Raw genomic sequence first — 17,796 nt, 5'->3', positions numbered from 1 at the left:
CTCTGAAAGCACTATGTCACAGGTGATTCGGGTTGTGAATCCCCTGATTCGACAAAAACGCACGGGCTAGTGGATTTATTGCTCTAGCGCCGCAACACCGGGTAGGGTTTTGCCTTCCATCCATTCCAGAAACGCGCCGCCTGCAGTCGAGATGTACGAGAAATCCTTGGCCGCACCCGACGCATTCAAAGCCGCGACCGTGTCACCCCCACCCGCGACTGAGACCAATTGCCCGGACCGCGTCAGTGCCGCGGCTTTCAGCGCTGCCGCGTTGGTTGCGGTATCGAAAGGCTCAATCTCGAACGCGCCCAGCGGCCCGTTCCAGATCAGGGTCTGGCTTTGTCCGAAGATGTCTGAAATCGCCGCCACGCTGTCGGGGCCTGCGTCAAGGATCATTCCGTCATCCGTACATTGATCGGCGGGCAGAACCTGATGAGGGGCACCTGCTTCGAACTTTTCGGCCACGACGATGTCGGTGGGCAGGACGATGGTACAGCCCGAGGTTTCGGCCTTGTTCATGATCTCGGCTGCGGTGTCTTTCATCGCTGTTTCCGCCAGCGATTTGCCCACGTTCAGATCCTTGGCCACCAGAAACGTGTTGGCCATGCCGCCACCGATAACCAGGTAGTCCACCTTGTCGATCAGATTGCCCAGAAGTTCCAGCTTGGTCGAGACCTTGGCCCCGCCCACAACGGCTGTCACAGGGCGTTTGGGCGCGCCCAAAGCGCCCTCAAGCGCCTCAAGCTCGGCCTGCATCAGCCGACCAGCGCAGGCAGGCAGCATGCGGGCAATAGCCTCGGTCGAGCTGTGAGCGCGGTGCGCGGCGGAAAATGCGTCGTTGCAATACACATCGCCCAGACACGCTATACCGGCAGCCAGATCAGCGTCATTCTTGGTTTCCGCTGCGTGAAAGCGGGTGTTTTCCAAAAGCAGCACCTGACCGGGTTGCAACTGTTCGGCGGCCAGTTCCGCCTCGGTGCCGACGCAATCGGCGGCGAATAGGACAGTCGAGCCAAAAGCGGTCTCAAGCGTCGGGACCAGTTGCTTCAGCGATAGGTTCTCGCGGCGTTCACCGCCGGGGCGTCCAAAATGCGCCAGCAGGATCGGTTTGCCGCCCGCCGCAAGGATGTCGCGTACCGTGGGCACGATGCGCTGGATGCGGGTCGCGTCGGTCACAACGCCGTCGACAACTGGTACGTTGATGTCCACGCGTACCAGCACACGCTTGCCGTTCAGGTCCATATCATCCAGCGTTTTCCAGCCCATCGTTTCATCCTTGTCGTTACAACCGCTTTAGGCGGTTCTTTTCCTGCATTTTGCCCTCAGGTCAATGCGTCACTTGGCATTCATGCGTCCGCGTCATAGGTATTTGCGCAAGATAAACGACAGGAGGGCCTCATGGCCGAGATCAAGGATCCCGAAAACACCATCATCATCGAACTGAAAGACGGCAATGTCGTCATCGAGCTGCTGCCCGATGTGGCCCCCCAGCACTCGGCCCGGATGAAAGAACTGGCCCGTGGTGGTGAGTATGACAACGTGGCCTTCCACCGTGTGATCGACGGTTTCATGGCGCAGACAGGCGACGTGCAGCACGGCGATATGGAAGACGGATTCAACATCCGCATGGCCGGTACAGGTGGGTCGTCGCTGCCGAACGTTCCGGCAGAATTTTCGAAACTGCCCCACGATCGCGGCACATTGGGCGCGGCACGTTCGCAGAACCCGGACTCGGCCAACTCGCAGTTCTTCATCAACTTCAAGGACAATCACTTCCTGAACGGCCAGTACACCGTCTATGGCCGCGTTATCGACGGGATGGAGCACGTGGACGCCATCGTCCGGGGTGAGCCGCCGATGAGTCCCGACCGTATGATCAGCGTTAAGGTGGCAGCCGATGTATAAGCTGGCAGCCGCATTTGCTTTGCTGGCCAGCCCCGCGTTGGCCACTGGGTTGCAGATCGAGATCGAGGGCGAGGGGGCTAATGGCACCGTAACCGTTGATTTGTTTGACGATCTGGCTCCGAAGCACGTTGAACAGATCAGAACCCTTGCCGCCGAAGGCAAGTATGACGGTGTGGTCTTTCACCGCGTGATCGATGGCTTCATGGCACAGACCGGCGACGTGGAACATGGCCGTCTGGGCAGCGATCTGCGTCGTGCTGGCACCGGTGGGTCGGACCGGCCTGACCTGCCTGCCGAGTTCTCGGACTTCAATTACGACCGCGGTGTCGTGGGCATGGCACGGGCGCAAGACCCCAACAGTGCCAATTCGCAGTTCTTCATTATGTTTGCGCCCGGTCCGTTTCTGAACGGCCAATATACTGTTGTTGGACAGGTGACCGACGGGATGGACATTGTCGACGCGATCAAGCGTGGCGATGGCCCCAACGGAGCAGTCATCGGACAGCCCGACGTGATGACAAAAGTTACTGTAACCGAGTAACAAAAAAGGCCCCGACGCAGATTGCGCCGGGGCCTTTTTGTTAGACGGGGCTTAGTCGTCGCCCATGGCTTTCCAGATCACGGCCCCAATCGCACCGCCGATCAGCGGGGCCACCCAGAATAACCAAAGTTGTGAAAGGGCCGGGCCGTCGGCAAACAGCGCAACACCGGTTGAGCGCGCCGGGTTTACGGATGTATTCGTCACCGGGATCGAAATCAGGTGGATCAGCGTCAGGCCCAACCCGATGGCGATGGGGCCGAAACCAGCCGGAGCACCCTCAGACGTCGCGCCCAGAATGATTACGATGAAAAACGCCGTCAGTACGATCTCGATGATCAAGGCGGACATCATCGAATACCCTTCGGGGGACGCTTCGCCATAGCCGTTGCTGGCAAAGCTTCCGACCCCAGTGAATTCGGGTGCGCCGCTTACGATCAGGTACAGGACGACCGCTGCGGTAATTGCGCCGACGACCTGGGCGATCCAATAGGGAATAAGGTCTTTTGCCGGGAACCTTCCACCGATCATCAGGCCAAGACTGACGGCAGGATTGAAGTGCCCGCCCGAAATATGGCCGACCGCGTATGCCATTGTCAGAACGGTTAAGCCAAAAGCGAAAGATACACCCAGCCAGCCGATGCCGACATCGGCGACGACTGCCGCTAAGACGGCGCTGCCGCAGCCGCCCAGTACCAGCCAGAACGTGCCGAAGAATTCGGCCATGAGTTTTGATGACATGAAAAGCCCTCCGAAAAACAATGGGTTCAGTGTAATTCAAAAAACCTGTTTTGTGAAATTTTTAGGGAACCCGGTTCCGCCAAGGCAGGTTAATTCCAGGTTACGGGATCCAGCCGGAACAGCGTGGCCAACTGCTCGTAAATGCCGGGGGCCTCGGACTTCAAGGCGCGGGGCCGTTCAAAAAAGACCTCGACCGATACCGCAAAGAACTCTTCGTGCCCGACGGCGCCATATGGGTCGATGACCGTGTGCCGCCCTTTTTCTACGGATTGAACATGGGCATCGTATGCCGCCAGAAATGCTCGTTCCCACTCGGCGAAGGTCTGGCCTTCGCTGAGGATTGGAACGCCGTTGGTTCCGCCCGACAGATCGTCGATCTGATGTGCGAATTCGTGCAGGACTACGTTTTGTCCATCATGATCATCTAATGCGCCTTGCCTGCTGTGAGACCACGACAGAATGACCGGCCCCCGGTCCCAGCTTTCCCCGGTGCGGATGATTTCCTTTTCGCTGACCACATAGCCGTCCTGCCTGCGTTGCCGGGACTTGAAGGCGTTGGGGTAGATCAGGATCGTGGTGAGGTGATCGTACCAGAGCGTGTTGTTGATAATCAGGAGACATGCCTGCGCGGCGATGGCCAGACGCATTTCTTCCGTGACCTCAAGACCGTCACAACCAAAAAACCGGACCTGATTCAGAAACAGGTTCACCTTGCCGTCGAGGCCTACGCGCAGGTCAGGCGGCAAACGGCGCACTAAGGGAACCTGGGCTTCAATTATGGCGCGCTGTTCAGGGGTAAGTGGGGTGGACAGCAGGGCCTTACGCTCCTGTGTTCTGGCCCAATGGCGATAGGTAAAAAAGCCTGCGATCAACAGAACTAAGGCAAAGAAAATCCACATTTCACAAGCTTATACAGGCGGGTTGCGTCTTGGAACCTGAAAGTGCGCCGTGGTCCAAGGCAAAAAGAAACGCCGCAGGTTTCCCTGCGGCGTTGAATTTTCAATTCGGGCGAAGCAGGTGTTACTGCTTGACCTCAGCCGCCGGATTTGCGCCGCCCTTGGCACTGCGGCCAGGGTTCAGCGGGTCGTCCTGACGCTGGACCGAGCCTTCGAAATGCGCGCCGCTTTCGATGGCGATGGTCTTGTGGATGATGTCGCCTTCGACACGTGCGGTCGAGGTCAGGCGTACTTTCAGACCACGCACACGGCCAACGATGCGACCATTGATTACGACGTCATCTGCGGTGACTTCGCCCTTGATGGTCGCGGTTTCACCAATCGTCAGAAGATGCGCGCGAATGTCGCCTTCGACAGTTCCTTCAACCTGGATATCGCCCGAGGTTTTCAGGTTGCCGGTGATGTGCAGATCCGAAGACAGAACCGACGCCGGAGGCTTGGGCTTGGGCGCGGTGCTCGCCTTGTTTTCTGACGGTGCAGGGGCAGCCGGTGTTGCTGGTGCGGCGGGTTTTGCCGCTTCTGGTGCATTCGAACCGGGCTCGTTGATTTTGCTCTTAGAAAACATTTCTCGCAGCCTTGATGTAAGTCATTGGGTTAACAGGTTTTCCGTTCACGCGTACCTCATAGTGCAGATGCGTGCCGGTCGACCGTCCGGTGCTACCCATATCAGCAATATGATCCCCGCGCGAGACCCTTTGACCAACCTTTACCTTGATCTTGGTATTATGGGCGTAAAGTGTCTCAATTCCGAAGGCATGCTTGATTTTTACCAGCCGTCCAAACCCGGATTGCCAGCCTGCATGGGTGACCACTCCGTCAGCGGTCGCAAATATATCCGTTCCATGTGCACCTGCAAAATCAGCACCGTTATGCATGCGGCGACCTCCGGTCTTGGGGTCGCGGCGTGTCCCGTAGCCACTGGTGAAGCGGACAACCGAGTTTACCGGGCTTGCAAACGGCGCTTTTTCTGCAGCAATGCGATAGAGGTTCAGCTGATCCATCTGCTGCAGCAGGGTATTCGCGCGGATTTCGTCGGGGGTCAGTTCCTCACCGCGCGTGCTGAAGGATATGGGGGTTAGGGGGCCACCCATGCCACTGTACCCACGCCGCACTTCTTCGATGATACGGTCGGTGGGCATTCCTGCTTTGCGGAACATCTTGTCGAGCGGCTCGACAGAGATGACCATTGCCTCTTCTAGCTGACGGAAAATTTCGTCGCTGCGTTCCTGCATTAGCTGGATTTCCAGTTCCAGCTCGTCGCGCTGATCCAGCGCATCCTTGGCATCGGCCGCGATCTGATCACGTTCCATCGCGGTCCTGACCAATGCCTCGGTCATGAAGTTCATTTGGGCAGGGTTGGTGGCATATGCCATCTGCACCTCGCCCGAACCTGCCTCTTGGTTCATCTTGGCCAGCTCTGTGCGGGCTTCTTCGCGCTGCTTCATTGTCGCGCGCAAGGTCGTCTGGATCACTTCGATCCCGGTCTCAAGCTCGCGGCGGCGGTTTTCCGAGGCCAGCAGCTCGGACTGCATGGCGGAAATCTGTTCGAGCGCCGCGTTGAACCGGTCTTGCGCCATCAACGCTTCTTGCGCGCGCACATCGCGTTCGGCCGACAGAACATTCAGCCGTTCCTGATAGGTGGCCTGATCTCGTTTCGCCTGTTCGCGGAAATTGCCCGATCCGATGCTGTCCATCAGCAAGATCGCGGTCGCGACAGCGGTCCAGCCAACAATCACCGCAACGCCAGCAACAGCAGCGACCTGCGTTTCCGAACTAAGCCGGATGAACCGTGTGTCGTTGTCGGATTTCAGAAAAACCCTGCGTTCCGGAAAATGCCGTTCAAGCAGCGAGTGTAGTTTGATTGCCAGACGTGTTCGCACGCGTCTTCCCTCTTCATCCCCAAGATCGGGATCGGTCGTGAGTGATAGCCGTCCCTTGGCCGAAGTGCATAGAGGGAGCTCAGGTTTTGGGCAAGTTTGTTAACCAGTTTACCCAACAAAGTAGGTTTTTCCCGCCAATTCTCGGCGGGAAATTGCCGATAACGTCAACATGAGCACGTTTAATGGTCGTGTCCGGGCTGAGGCAGGTCTTCAGTCAAAGGCCAGTAGAAATCTGGCGGCAACCCCGCTTCGGCGCGTTTTTCCTCGTTGAAAGGGGGCTTCAGGACGCCGTGGAAATACCGCCGAACCAATTCGTGAAACACATCCTTTGGGTCGGTATTCTCACGCCCACATAGGAAATGGAACCACTTTGATCCATAGGCCACGTGCCCGACTTCTTCGGCGTAGATCACCTCGAGTGCAGCGATAGCCTGTTCAGCCGTCGCCTTGCGGAAGATGTCAATCATTCCGGGGGTTACATCCAGCCCGCGGGCTTCCAGCACCATCGGAACCACAGCCAGCCGTCCCATCAAATCCTCGGCCGTATCTTCGGCCGCGCGCCACATTCCCGCATGGGCGGGCAGGGCACCGTAATAGCTGCCCATCTGCTCAAGGCAGTCGCAAACCATCTCGAAATGACGTGACTCTTCTTCTGCGCATTTCACCCAGTCGTCGTAGAAACCGATTGGCATCGGCACATGTCCGAACCGGGCGATGATGTCCCAGTGCAGATCAACGGCGTTCAGTTCGATATGAGCCACGGCGTGCAGCAGGGCAATCCGCCCGGCCTCGGTTCTTGGTCGGCGTTTTGGAACATCGCGGGGCGACAGCAATTCAGGCTTTTCTGGCCGCGACGGGTAAAGCGGTGGGGTCGCTGTCCCAATCTCAATCTCAGGTGCATCACCCTTGCGCGACGCGAACCATTCAGCGGCATAGCGTTTGGAAAGGGCGGTTTTTGCGCGCCCTTCCGCAGTGGTCAGGACTTCGGTCGCCATCTGGGTCAGTGTTTTCGACACCGGGTTTCTCCGCTTTTGCGTTTGCGCGGGTCTTAGACTGGATGGCGGTTGCAGAAAAGAGGGTCAGAGCGCGCGCGCAGCCTCAAGTACCTCATCCACGTGACCGGGAACTTTGACCTTGCGCCAGACACGGGCGATCTTGCCGTCGGCGTCGATCAGAAAGGTCGAGCGTTCGATCCCCATCGACTTGCGCCCATACATGTTCTTTTCCACCCAGACGCCATAGTCCTCGCAAACGGTTGACCCCTCGTCGGATAGCAGAGGGGTCGTCAGGTTGTGCTTGGCTACAAACTTGTCGTGCTTGGCAATGGTGTCCCGCGAAATGCCGAAAATTTGAGCGCCCGCCTCGGCAAAGGCTTGAAGTTGTTCCGAGAAACCGATGGATTCCTTGGTGCAGCCCGGCGTATCATCGCGGGGATAGAAGAAAAGAACGACGGCACCGCCGCGCAGGTCTGACAACGTGACCTCGCCACCGCCGTCGCGGGGCAACGTGAAATCAGGGGCAGTGTCTGTAACGTCGGGCATTGGAAACTCCGTTAAAGGTTTTTAAGTGCTGCCCGTCATCATAGGGCGGCGCGAGCGGGTTGAAAGGCGTGGATAGAAAATTGGTGCAGCACGAAGACAAAAGTGCAGACCATCCGGGCAAACCCCGGCGCGGTCGGTCGCGTCGTCGTACTGCCCTTCGCTGGACGATGTGGTTCGCTCTTTCGCTTGCTGCGATGGCTTTTGCAGGGTGGTTCTTTCTGATTGGTCAGCAACTGCACGCCCCGAACTGGATGCGGGTTCAGGCTGAAAAGCGGCTTGATCAAACGCTGGGCGGGCTGAAAATCCGCTTCGGGGATGCCACCTTTTTTGTAAATGAGCAGTGGCGCCCCCGGCTTCGCCTGACGGATGTGACCATTAGCGATGCCGCCGGACAGCAAATCGCTCAAGTGTCGGACTTGCGCACACGCCTGTCGATGCGGGGGCTTTTGCGGGGGCAAATCCGGCCAAGGCGCATAGTCCTGCAAGATGCCCAGATCGCCCTGACGCGCGGCGAAGATGGCGCGCTATCGCTGACGGTCGGCACCGGCAGCTCGCCTGTACAGCAGGCACCCACACTGGCTGAACTGATCGAAGAATCCGACGATGTATTTCTTTCTCCGATCCTGTCGGGCCTTAGATCGGTTGAGTTGCAGAACCTGACGTTGGACTATCAGGATTTGCGCCTGGGCCGTGCCTGGGTGTTCGACGGAGGGCATATTTCGATTGCGCGCAGCGGGGACGAAATGCGCCTTGCCACCGGGTTTTCGGTTTTGACCGGCCGGGATTATGCCAGCTCGATCGAGGCCAATTATTCCAGCGTTTTGGGCACGCCCGAGGCAAGTTTCGGCATTTCCATCACCGATCTGCCCGCTGAGGATATCGCAGGACAAAGCCTTGCGCTGGCGTGGTTGCAAGAGCTTGACGCGCCGATTTCCGGCGCCCTTCGCGGCAGCGTCGACGATCAGGCCGCATTGGGCCCCCTGTTCGCGACACTGAATATTGCCGCAGGTGTCATCCAGCCGACGCCCGAGACACAACCCATTCGATTTGACTCTGCGCGGACCTATTTCACCTATGATCCCGCTGCGCAGGTGCTGGATTTCAACGAAGTCTCGATCGTTTCCGATCTGGGGTCGGTTCAGGCCAGCGGCTCGGCTTATCTGCAGGGGATTGACGACGGGACATTGGAAAGCCTAACGGCGCAACTGGATCTGAACAAAATTGATATCTATCCCGGTGGTCTTTTCCCCGAGTCACTTGAATCCGCACGGGCAAATCTTGATTTCCAACTGAAGCTGGCACCGTTCGAGGTGCGATTGGGGCAACTGACGCTGGTCGACGCAGACCACACTTTGCGTGCTTCGGGTAATTTGATCGGCCGCCCGGATGGATGGGTGGCGGCGCTGGATGCGCATCTGGATACAATGACTGCCGACCGGTTGCTGAATTACTGGCCTGAAATTCTGGCCCCGAAACCACGGCTCTGGGTGTCTGAAAACCTGTATGAAGGCCAATTTAGGAACGTCGAGTTTGCATTGCGACTGCAACCGGGGCGCAAGCCGGACATTTACTTGGGGCTTGGGTTCGAAAACGCCAAAATCCGCTACGCCAAGACTTTACCCCCCATTCAGGACGCGCAGGGTCGGGTCAGCTTGCTTGACGATCGGTTTACCGCATCTGCCGAAAGCGGGGTGGTGATCGCCGATGCTGGCGGGGCGGTCGATGCTTCGGGCACGTCGTTCATCATTCCCGATACAACAATCAAGGGCCCGTCACCGGCCATTGCCCGGATAAAAGCGCGGGGTTCAGCGACTGCGGCGCTGTCGCTGCTTGATCGCAAACCTCTGGAGTTGTTGACGAAAGCCGGGCTGCCTGTGGATCTGGCTCAGGGTGAGGTCAACCTGTCGGGTACTCTGGCGTTGCCTATGAAGAAAGGTTTGAAATTCGAAGAAACAGAGTTCCACTTCACCGGCGAAATCGACAACGTTGCAAGCGACCGGTTGGTGCCGGGATTCTCGGTCAGTTCAGACCGCCTGAATGTACAGGGCGATCAGAATTCGGTCGAGATTGGCGGGTATGGTCTGTTTGGTGATGTTCCGGTTGACGTGACATGGCGCCAACCCATCGGTGGTTCAGGCCCACAACGCAGCGAGGTTACCGGTGAAATCGAACTGTCGCCCCGTCTGATGACCGAGCTGAAAGCCGGATTACCGCAGGGTATGCTGACGGGGCAGGGAACCGCACAGGTCTCTATCGGCATCGGAGCAGGCGACCCAATAAAGCTGGCAGCGACCTCTGATCTGGTTGGTGTTGCCTTGGCCATACCCGAACTTGGCTGGCGCAAAGGCAGACAGACCGCCGGAACATTGAATGTCGACGCCACGCTGGGCGATCAGTTGCGTGTGGATGAGCTTAAGCTGGACGCGGCGGGTTTGCGTACCACGGCTTCGATCTCGTTTCGCGAAGGGGGGGATTTTAACAAGGTTCAGTTCAGCTCTTTCGATCTGGGCAACTGGCTGGCCGTCCCTGCCGAGCTGGTGAATCGTGGGTCGTCCTTGCCGGATATCCGCGTGCTGGGCGGTGTCATGAATTTGGGTGGTGCCACTTTCGGCGAAGGTAGCAGCGGTGGTGGAGGCGGCGGGCGCGGGCCTGCACTGGACGTCGTGCTGGACCGCTTGCAGGTCACAGAATCGGTCGCGCTGACGGGATTCAACGGATCATTCCAGACGTCGGGCGGCATCACTGGCGCATTCACCGCCGGCGTGAACGGAGGCGCGTCGGTTCGCGGACAGGTCACTCCGCGCGGTGGGCGCAGCGCCGTGGAATTAAAGTCGTCCGATGCCGGTGAGGTGCTGCGATCGGCAGGGGTCATCACTCAGGCACGTGGCGGCTCGCTCGATATGAGCCTCGAGCCCGTTGGCGCGCCCGGGAACTATGACGTTAACCTAAAGATCGTGAATACGCGGATCACGGATGCCCCTGCGATGGCCGCCTTGCTGAACGCGATCAGCCTTGTTGGTTTGTTGGATGAAATGGCGGGGCAGGGTATCTTTTTCTCGACCATTGAAAGCCGGATGCGCATTACGCCGACCGAGGTCAAAGTCCTCAGCGGAAGCGCGGTTGGCCCGTCCATGGGTCTGTCTTTTGATGGGACGATAGATACGGTCGCGGGAATGCTGAATCTGCGGGGTGCGATTTCGCCGATTTATCTGGTCAACGCGATCGGCAGCGTTTTCACCAAAAAGGGTGAGGGCGTTATTGGCTTCAATTATAATCTAACGGGCCCACTGACTTCGCCCAAAGTGTCTGTGAACCCCTTGTCGGGCCTTGCGCCGTTGTTCTTGCGCAACCTCTTGCGCGCCCCGGCTCCAACTGTGACCGACGGCCCGAATTCCCTGCCTGTAAAGCCTGATGAGCCGAAAAAGACCTTTGGCTCCCCTCCGAAGGATCATTGATCTGGGCTATTGCTGAATCCGGTCTGGCCTTGTATGGCGCGCGCATGAAACTCAGCGATTTCGATTTCCACCTGCCCGAAGATCTGATTGCCACGCGCCCGGCAACGCCGCGTTCGTCGGCGCGATTGCTTGTGGTCGATGGCGACGCAATCTCGGACGCGCATGTGTTTGATCTACCCGATTGGTTGCAGCCCGGGGATCGCCTTGTCCTTAACGATACGCGTGTGATCCCGGCGCGCCTGAACGGACGGCGGCACCGTGACAGCGCACAGGGCCCCGTTTCAGCGGCGATCGAAGCAACCCTGCTAGACCCGCAAGCCGATGGAACGTGGGCCGCGCTGATCAAACCGCTGAAGAAGGTGAAGCTGCACGAAGAGATCAGGTTCTCGGACCAACTCAGCGCCACTTTGGAGCGGGTAGATGACGGGCAGGCGTTTCTGCGGTTCAACCTGACCGGAGAGGACTTTGATGCCGCGCTGGAACATGCCGGTGCGATGCCCTTGCCGCCCTATATTGCGGCCAAGCGTCCGGCGGACGATCAAGACAAGACAGATTACCAGACAATCTGGGCCCGAAATTCGGGTGCGGTGGCTGCACCGACCGCGTCGCTGCATTTCGACGACGCGCTTATGCGCGCGTTGGACGAGCGCGGTGTGCAAATCACTCATGTCACACTGCATGTCGGTGCGGGGACCTTTCTGCCGGTGAAAGTCGAAGACGTGACTACGCATAAAATGCACGCTGAATGGGGCAGGGTCAGCGCGCAGGCTGCCCACGAAATCCAAAAGACCAAGGCCGCTGGCGGACGGGTTATACCAGTTGGAACCACTGTGCTGCGCCTGATCGAAAGCGCCGCGCGCTCTGGCCGGATCGAACCGTGGGAAGGCGAGACAGACATATTCATCTATCCCGGCTTCCAATTTCACGTCACCGACGCGCTGATGACCAACTTTCACTTGCCGAAATCCACGCTTCTTATGCTGGTGTCGGCCTTGATGGGGCAGACTCGCATGAGCGATGTCTACGCCCACGCAATCGACCAGAAATATCGGTTCTTTTCCTACGGAGATGCGTCGCTTTTGATACCGTGACCGCCGCGTTGTCGGGATCGCATTACGGTTATGTCGTAGACAAGCATGCCCAGAGCCGTTTTTCATATCAAAACGAATCCGTAATTCAGACCGATTTTTCGCGGAGGTCCCAATGATCCAGGTCCTGTCCAGCGCATGGGCGCTTCTTCTTGGCGTGGGCCTGCTTATGGTCGGCAACGGTTTGCAAGGCACGATCCTTGGTGTTCGCGGCGAGATTGAGGGGTTCTCGACTCTCGAGATGTCCTTTGTGATGTCGGCGTATTTCGTGGGTTTCCTCGGCGGATCGCGCTTGGCGCCCGAGATGATCCGGCGCGTGGGGCACGTCCGTGTCTTTGCGGCGCTGGCTTCGTTCATTTCGGCCGTGATGATCATGTATCCAATGCTGACCGAACCTGTGGCTTGGATTCTGGGCCGTGTCGTAATCGGGTTTTGCTTTTCCGGCGTGTACGTTACGGCCGAAAGTTGGCTGAACAACGCCGCCAGCAACGAAAACAGGGGGCAGGCGCTGTCGTTGTATATGATCGTCCAGATGACCGGGATCATTACGGCGCAAGGCTTGATGCTGGTCGGAGACCCCGCGGGCTATGAGACTTTCGTGATCGCGTCGATTCTGGTTTCGATTTCCTTCGGGCCGATCCTGTTGTCAATTTCACCTACACCAGCCTTTGACACGACCAAGCCGATGACCCTGCGCGAATTGATGGGTAAGTCACCGCTCGGCTGTGTCGGCATGTTCCTGTTGGGCGGCGTGTTCTCGGCTCAGTTCGGTATGGCGTCGGTGTATGGTGCACGGGCTGGGCTGACGTTGGTCGAAATCTCGACCTTTATCGCCGCGTTCTACGTCGGGGCCGTCGTCTTGCAGTATCCGCTTGGCTGGTTTTCCGACCGCATGGATCGCCGGTTTCTTATCATGCTGGTCGCCATCGCCGGGGCCGGAGGGTCGATTGCCGGCATGTTGTTCGGAACGACATTTCCGATCCTGCTGATTGCCGCTTTCGTGATCGGTGGGATGTCGAATCCGCTCTATTCCCTGTTGATTGCGCATGCCAATGACTTCCTCGAGCATGAGGATATGGCGGCCGCTTCTGGCGGTCTGGTTTTTATCAACGGGTTGGGTGCGATTGCCGGGCCGCTGATCACCGGTTGGTTAATGGGCGACGCCGTGTTTGGCCCTCAGGGGTTTTTCCTGTTCATTGCGATGTTGCTGGTCATAACCGCAGGGTACGCAATGTATCGCATGACACAACGCGCCGCGATCCCGGTCGACGAAACGGGTACGATGTCTCCGCTTTACCCCACAGCCTCACCCGTTGCGTTTGAAGTAGCGCAGGAAGTGGCCATCGAGGCGGCGGAAGCCGAGCAGGACACGCAAGATATTGCCTAAGACACGGATTTATGTCGCAAGTGTTGCAATATGTTACTGTAACAAACCTGTAAAACGTCCTTAAATGACGTTACGTCCCTGGGGGAGGCGAACAGACGGAGTTTAGGGCAATGGCAGGGCCTGAAGACGTACTGAGTTTTTGGTTGGATGAAGTCGGTCCCAAGGGTTGGTATTTGCAGGACGATGCGCTTGACGCTGAAATCCGCGAAAAATTCCATACCATGTGGGATGCAGCAAATGAGGGCAAGTTTTCCCTTTGGCTGACCTGTCCCAGTGGTGCGTTGGCGTACATCATCCTGATGGATCAATTTCCACGCAACATGTTCCGAGGCAGCGCCAAGGCGTTTGCATCTGACCGTGCGGCCTTGTCAGCGGCCAAATGTGCTGTGGACAAGGGGTGGGATCTGAAGATCGACGAGCCCGCAAGGCAGTTCTTTTATCTTCCCCTGATGCATTCGGAAAATCTGTGTGATCAGGAACGCTGTGTGCGGTTGATGTGTCAGAATGTCAGCAAGGATTCGAGTAATCTTTTACATGCGCGTGCACACCGTGAGGTAATCCGGCAATTCGGGCGGTTCCCATACCGCAACGAAGCGCTGTCGCGGCCAATGACCGAGCCTGAAGCGGCGTATGTGGACATGGGCGGCTATGGCGCGACGGTCCGAGAGTTGCAGGCCGCCGGTTAAGACGCAGGCACGCATCCACGTATTTCAATGATCCGGTCGGCGATTGCGTCGGCCGAGGCCTCAATGGCCGTATTGATCAATTCGTCTGGTGATTCAGTCAGTTCCGAAATCCGGGCCTGCTTTGCCTGTAGCTCTTTTTCCAAATCGTCGAGCTTGGCTAAAGCGGTCGAGATTTTCTGTGCCGCTGCGCTATTCGCAAGGCTTTCGCCAATTTGAATCGAGGACAAGTCGCTGCGTAAAGCCGCCAACTCACCTCGTACCCCCTGGAGTTCCTGTTTGAGGGGAGCAACAATCTGGATATTCTCAGCGAAGGCTGTCGTGATGCCTTCGACCGTTGAGGCCAGTTTCCACCCCAGAAACAGACACAGCGCTACCAGGATGAGTGTGGCGTTCAGCAATGCAAGTAACAGATCTTTAAGCGTTCTGGCCATGATAAGCCTCTTTAATTTCTTGGGTTAAACAATTGCCATCGACGACTGGCCCCTAACTTCTAGCCATAGAAGGCCGCTGGGTATAGGCTCAAATCAGTGCATTTGGCGCCACTTGACCCTGCGTTGCTTTTGTCGCGGGGGCAATGTATTGATGCGTTAAAGAAATTAGTTTAATGGTAAACTAATTTCTGAATCGACCTGCGCCGAGAGGGAAACATGGCTGCACAATCTTTTGATCTGATCGTAATTGGCGCCGGTCCCGGCGGGTATGTCGCAGCTATTCGCGCGGCCCAGCTGGGCCTGAAAACCGCTGTAGTAGAACGTGAACATCTTGGCGGCATCTGCCTGAACTGGGGATGCATACCGACCAAGGCGCTGCTGAGGTCGTCAGAGGTATTTCACCTGATGGAACGGGCCAAGGATTTCGGACTGAAGGCGGACAAGATCGGCTATGATCTGGACGCTGTTGTCAAACGCTCACGCGGGGTTGCCGCGCAGTTGTCCGGCGGCATTGGTCATCTGCTGAAGAAGAACAAGGTCACCGTGGTGATGGGCGAGGCGACAATCCCTGCCAAAGGCAAGGTTTCGGTCAAAACCGACAAGGGAACCGAAGAGCTGACGGCCAAGAATATTGTTCTGGCCACAGGCGCCCGCGCTCGTGAATTGCCGGGCCTTGAGGCGGACGGCGATCTGGTCTGGACCTACAAGCACGCATTGCAGCCGCCGCGCATGCCCAAGAAACTGCTTGTCATCGGATCCGGTGCGATCGGTATCGAATTCGCCAGCTTCTACAACACGTTGGGGGCAGATACGACAGTGGTCGAGGTGATGGATCGCGTGTTGCCCGTTGAAGATGCAGAAATAAGCGCCTTTGCCAAAAAAGCATTTACCAAGCAGGGCATGACCATCATGGAAAAGGCGATGGTCAAACAGTTGGACCGTGCCAAGGGCAAGGTGACCGCACATATTGAGGTCAAGGGAAAAGTGGAAAAGCATGACTTTGACACTGTAATCTCAGCGGTCGGAATCGTCGGCAATGTCGAGGGGTTGGGCCTCGAAGCATTGGGCGTCAAGATTGACCGGACACATGTGGTGACGGACGAATACTGCCGGACCGGGGTCGATGGCCTATACGCCATTGGTGATATCGCAGGCGCTCCGTGGCTGGCGCACAAGGCCAGCCACGAAGGGGTCATGGTTGCCGACCTGATCGCGGGCAAGCACGCGCACCCGGTCAAGCCAGAAAGCATCGCGGGCTGTACTTATTGCCAGCCGCAGGTCGCGTCAGTGGGGTATTCCGAGGCGAAAGCCAAAGAGCTAGGCTATGATATCAAAGTTGGCCGCTTCCCTTTCATAGGCAACGGCAAGGCGATCGCATTGGGCGAACCTGAAGGGATGATCAAGACTATTTTCGACGCCAAGACCGGAGAACTCTTGGGTGCACATATGATCGGCGCCGAAGTCACGGAGTTGATTCAGGGGTATGTTGTCGGGCGTCAGTTGGAGACAACCGAAGAAGACCTGATGAATACGGTCTTCCCGCATCCGACACTGTCGGAAATGATGCATGAAAGCGTACTGGACGCGTATGACCGGGTAATCCATATGTGATGGGCCGCCAATGGGGGCTCTGCCCCCGCCGCCCGTACCGGGCGACTCCCCCGGGATATTTTTAGCCAGATGAAGCGGGGGATCCCTACTTCATCTGGCCCCAAATATCCCGGAGCGCGAGGCAGAGCCTCGCATTAAAGTCTATCTGGTCAGAGCGTCCAGAATGCGCGCCCACGATCGGATGCCCTTGTGGAAGCTTTTGACGTCGTATTTCTCATTGGGGGAATGGATCGCGTCATCGTCGTTGGCGAAACCAACCAGCATCGAGTCCAGTCCGAGCTCGGTGTTGAAATAGCCGACGACCGGGATAGAGCCTCCCATACCTGTGAAGACGGCCTCGCGGCCCCATTCATCGGATAAGGCACCCCGCGCTGCTTCGAATTCGGGGCGGTCCAGATTCATGACAGAAGCGGGCGAGCCTTCTAGGTCGTTATCCCATTCGATTTTTGCATCCGTCGACAGGCGTTGTTCGACATGTTTTCGTATCTTGTCGCGCAAGTCATCCGGATCCATTTCGCCGACAAGACGGCAGGTGATTTTGCAATGGGCTCGCGACGGTATAACCGTTTTTGACCCGGCACCGTTGTATCCACCCCAAAGCCCGTTTACCTCAAGCGTTGGGCGGGCCCATTGCTGTTCAAGCGCGGAAAACCCTTTTTCGCCGTGTGGCTGCGTGTATCCAACTGAGTTGAGATATTCGGCCTCATCAAACCCGCAGCCTTCCCATTGGCGAAGCTGTTCGGCTGGAACGTCGTGGACACCTTCATAAAAACCGTTAACGGCGACGCGGCCAGTTTCTTCATCGTAAAAGGACGCCACAATTTTAGATAATTCGCGAAGGGGATTCAGGCCGGGGCCACCATAGTGGCCCGAATGCAGGTCAACCCGGGGTCCGATGATTGTGAATTCGTCTTTGAGCATTCCGCGTAGTTGAGATGCGATGGAGGGAACGCCACGCGACACCATTGACGTGTCGCAGACCAAGGCCAGATCTGCCTTTAGTTCAGCCGCGTTTTCGCGCAGGAACGGGACCAGTGAGGGTGAGCCGGATTCCTCTTCACCTTCAAAGAAGAACGTGATGCGGCAGGGTAGGGTGCCGTGAACGGCTTTCCAGGCGCGGCATGCTTCGACGAAGGTCATCAATTGACCTTTGTCATCGGATGAGCCTCGGCCCCGGATAACCGGGCCATTCTCGGTCTCTTCGATCGCCGGGTCGAACGGGTCACGATTCCACAGGTTCAAAGGGTCGACGGGCTGCACGTCATAGTGACCATAGAACAGCACATGCGGCGCGTCGCTGTCCTCACCTATATGTCCCACGACCATGGGATGCCCGGTGGTTTCCCGCTTTTCCGCCGCAACTCCGATGGATTTCAAATCCGAGACCAACCAGTCGGCGGCCTGACTGACATCAGCGTCATAGGCCGGATCCGTTGAAATTGAAGGAATGCGGAGCAGTTCCATCAGGCGGTCAATTGAGGTTTGAAGATCGGCGTCGATACGGTCCAGAACAGAGTCCAGCGACATGGGGGTCTCCTGCCATGATGATTTGGCGGAACCCTATCAGCGCTATCGGC

16 protein-coding genes are annotated in these 17,796 nt (G+C 57.5%); 7 read left to right on the top strand and 9 right to left on the bottom strand.

Features of this window, described 5'->3' with window-relative positions; genetic code table 11:
- Positions 1–75: 75 nt before the first annotated feature.
- Positions 76–1,266 carry a phosphoglycerate kinase gene (pgk, locus tag GOX73_RS16110; protein WP_171126543.1) on the bottom strand — a complete coding sequence of 397 codons (1,191 nt, stop codon included), beginning with the start codon at positions 1,264–1,266 and terminating at the stop codon, positions 76–78.
- A 132-nt stretch (positions 1,267–1,398) separates the two neighbouring features.
- Here pgk and GOX73_RS16105 point away from each other — a divergent pair, with 132 nt between their 5' ends.
- Positions 1,399–1,905 (top strand): peptidylprolyl isomerase, encoded by a 507-nt coding sequence (locus GOX73_RS16105; RefSeq protein ID WP_171126544.1) that lies wholly within the window; start codon positions 1,399–1,401, stop codon positions 1,903–1,905.
- The gene (locus GOX73_RS16100) at positions 1,898–2,446 is read left to right on the top strand and encodes a peptidylprolyl isomerase (RefSeq protein WP_171126545.1); all 549 of its coding nucleotides are present in this window, start codon (positions 1,898–1,900) and stop codon (positions 2,444–2,446) included. The genes GOX73_RS16105 and GOX73_RS16100 overlap by 8 nt, the downstream gene beginning before the upstream one ends.
- A gap of 51 nt (positions 2,447–2,497) precedes the next feature.
- Here GOX73_RS16100 and aqpZ read toward each other — a convergent pair whose 3' ends face one another.
- The 6 genes from aqpZ to GOX73_RS16070 all read right to left on the bottom strand — a co-directional run bounded on the left by aqpZ (position 2,498) and on the right by GOX73_RS16070 (position 7,561).
- On the bottom strand, positions 2,498–3,184 hold the full coding sequence (gene aqpZ, locus GOX73_RS16095) for an aquaporin Z (protein WP_171126546.1): 687 nt from the start codon (positions 3,182–3,184) through the stop codon (positions 2,498–2,500).
- Positions 3,185–3,273: 89 nt separating this feature from the next.
- Positions 3,274–4,083: a zinc-dependent peptidase gene (locus GOX73_RS16090; protein ID WP_171126547.1), complete on the bottom strand. Its 810-nt coding sequence runs from the start codon at positions 4,081–4,083 to the stop codon at positions 3,274–3,276.
- Between the two features lie 121 nt (positions 4,084–4,204).
- The gene (locus GOX73_RS16085; RefSeq protein ID WP_171122193.1) at positions 4,205–4,705 is read right to left on the bottom strand and encodes a polymer-forming cytoskeletal protein; all 501 of its coding nucleotides are present in this window, start codon (positions 4,703–4,705) and stop codon (positions 4,205–4,207) included.
- Positions 4,695–6,020, bottom strand: a complete 1,326-nt coding sequence (locus tag GOX73_RS16080) for a DUF5930 domain-containing protein (RefSeq protein ID WP_171126548.1) — start codon at positions 6,018–6,020, stop codon at positions 4,695–4,697. The genes GOX73_RS16085 and GOX73_RS16080 overlap by 11 nt, the downstream gene beginning before the upstream one ends.
- 179 nt (positions 6,021–6,199) lie before the next feature.
- Complete coding sequence (locus GOX73_RS16075; RefSeq protein WP_371808655.1) at positions 6,200–7,036, bottom strand: ferritin-like domain-containing protein; 837 nt, start codon at positions 7,034–7,036, stop codon at positions 6,200–6,202.
- A 63-nt stretch (positions 7,037–7,099) separates the two neighbouring features.
- Positions 7,100–7,561, bottom strand: coding sequence for a peroxiredoxin (locus tag GOX73_RS16070; protein WP_171126549.1), 462 nt, complete (start codon positions 7,559–7,561; stop codon positions 7,100–7,102).
- Positions 7,562–7,629: 68 nt separating this feature from the next.
- On the opposite strand from GOX73_RS16070, the gene GOX73_RS16065 reads away from it, so the two are divergent.
- From GOX73_RS16065 to GOX73_RS16050, 4 genes are all read left to right on the top strand, one after another.
- On the top strand, positions 7,630–11,016 hold the full coding sequence (locus tag GOX73_RS16065) for a DUF3971 domain-containing protein (RefSeq protein ID WP_371808654.1): 3,387 nt from the start codon (positions 7,630–7,632) through the stop codon (positions 11,014–11,016).
- A 44-nt stretch (positions 11,017–11,060) separates the two neighbouring features.
- Entirely contained in the window at positions 11,061–12,107 is a 1,047-nt protein-coding gene (gene queA, locus GOX73_RS16060; protein WP_171126610.1) for a tRNA preQ1(34) S-adenosylmethionine ribosyltransferase-isomerase QueA, read from the top strand.
- 112 nt (positions 12,108–12,219) lie between these two features.
- Complete coding sequence (locus tag GOX73_RS16055; protein WP_171122197.1) at positions 12,220–13,491, top strand: MFS transporter; 1,272 nt, start codon at positions 12,220–12,222, stop codon at positions 13,489–13,491.
- A 110-nt stretch (positions 13,492–13,601) separates the two neighbouring features.
- Positions 13,602–14,177: a DUF924 family protein gene (locus tag GOX73_RS16050; RefSeq protein ID WP_171126551.1), complete on the top strand. Its 576-nt coding sequence runs from the start codon at positions 13,602–13,604 to the stop codon at positions 14,175–14,177.
- On the opposite strand, the gene GOX73_RS16045 is transcribed toward GOX73_RS16050, so the two are convergent.
- On the bottom strand, positions 14,174–14,608 hold the full coding sequence (locus GOX73_RS16045; protein ID WP_171126552.1) for a hypothetical protein: 435 nt from the start codon (positions 14,606–14,608) through the stop codon (positions 14,174–14,176). The genes GOX73_RS16050 and GOX73_RS16045 overlap by 4 nt on opposite strands.
- A 216-nt stretch (positions 14,609–14,824) precedes the next feature.
- Between GOX73_RS16045 and lpdA the strand changes: the two genes are divergently transcribed.
- Complete coding sequence (lpdA, locus tag GOX73_RS16040) at positions 14,825–16,219, top strand: dihydrolipoyl dehydrogenase (protein WP_171126553.1); 1,395 nt, start codon at positions 14,825–14,827, stop codon at positions 16,217–16,219.
- 141 nt (positions 16,220–16,360) lie between these two features.
- Here the strand turns inward: lpdA and GOX73_RS16035 are convergent, their stop codons facing one another.
- Positions 16,361–17,746 carry a dipeptidase gene (locus GOX73_RS16035; RefSeq protein ID WP_171126554.1) on the bottom strand — a complete coding sequence of 462 codons (1,386 nt, stop codon included), beginning with the start codon at positions 17,744–17,746 and terminating at the stop codon, positions 16,361–16,363.
- Positions 17,747–17,796: the final 50 nt, after the last annotated feature.

Origin of the sequence: Ruegeria sp. HKCCD7221, assembly GCF_013031225.1 — a bacterium.
GTDB lineage: Bacteria > Pseudomonadota > Alphaproteobacteria > Rhodobacterales > Rhodobacteraceae > Ruegeria.
The sequence above is the reverse complement of the archived record's forward strand: the minus strand, read 5'-3'. Positions and strand labels throughout refer to the sequence as shown.

Coding starts and splice junctions, on each gene's coding strand:
- pgk (WP_171126543.1), bottom strand. CDS start 1,266: ATGGGCTGGAAAACGCTGGATGATATGGACCTGAACGGCAAGCGTGTG.
- GOX73_RS16105 (WP_171126544.1), top strand. CDS start 1,399: ATGGCCGAGATCAAGGATCCCGAAAACACCATCATCATCGAACTGAAA.
- GOX73_RS16100 (WP_171126545.1), top strand. CDS start 1,898: ATGTATAAGCTGGCAGCCGCATTTGCTTTGCTGGCCAGCCCCGCGTTG.
- aqpZ (WP_171126546.1), bottom strand. CDS start 3,184: ATGTCATCAAAACTCATGGCCGAATTCTTCGGCACGTTCTGGCTGGTA.
- GOX73_RS16090 (WP_171126547.1), bottom strand. CDS start 4,083: ATGTGGATTTTCTTTGCCTTAGTTCTGTTGATCGCAGGCTTTTTTACC.
- GOX73_RS16085 (WP_171122193.1), bottom strand. CDS start 4,705: ATGTTTTCTAAGAGCAAAATCAACGAGCCCGGTTCGAATGCACCAGAA.
- GOX73_RS16070 (WP_171126549.1), bottom strand. CDS start 7,561: ATGCCCGACGTTACAGACACTGCCCCTGATTTCACGTTGCCCCGCGAC.
- queA (WP_171126610.1), top strand. CDS start 11,061: ATGAAACTCAGCGATTTCGATTTCCACCTGCCCGAAGATCTGATTGCC.
- GOX73_RS16055 (WP_171122197.1), top strand. CDS start 12,220: ATGATCCAGGTCCTGTCCAGCGCATGGGCGCTTCTTCTTGGCGTGGGC.
- GOX73_RS16050 (WP_171126551.1), top strand. CDS start 13,602: ATGGCAGGGCCTGAAGACGTACTGAGTTTTTGGTTGGATGAAGTCGGT.
- GOX73_RS16045 (WP_171126552.1), bottom strand. CDS start 14,608: ATGGCCAGAACGCTTAAAGATCTGTTACTTGCATTGCTGAACGCCACA.
- lpdA (WP_171126553.1), top strand. CDS start 14,825: ATGGCTGCACAATCTTTTGATCTGATCGTAATTGGCGCCGGTCCCGGC.
- GOX73_RS16035 (WP_171126554.1), bottom strand. CDS start 17,746: ATGTCGCTGGACTCTGTTCTGGACCGTATCGACGCCGATCTTCAAACC.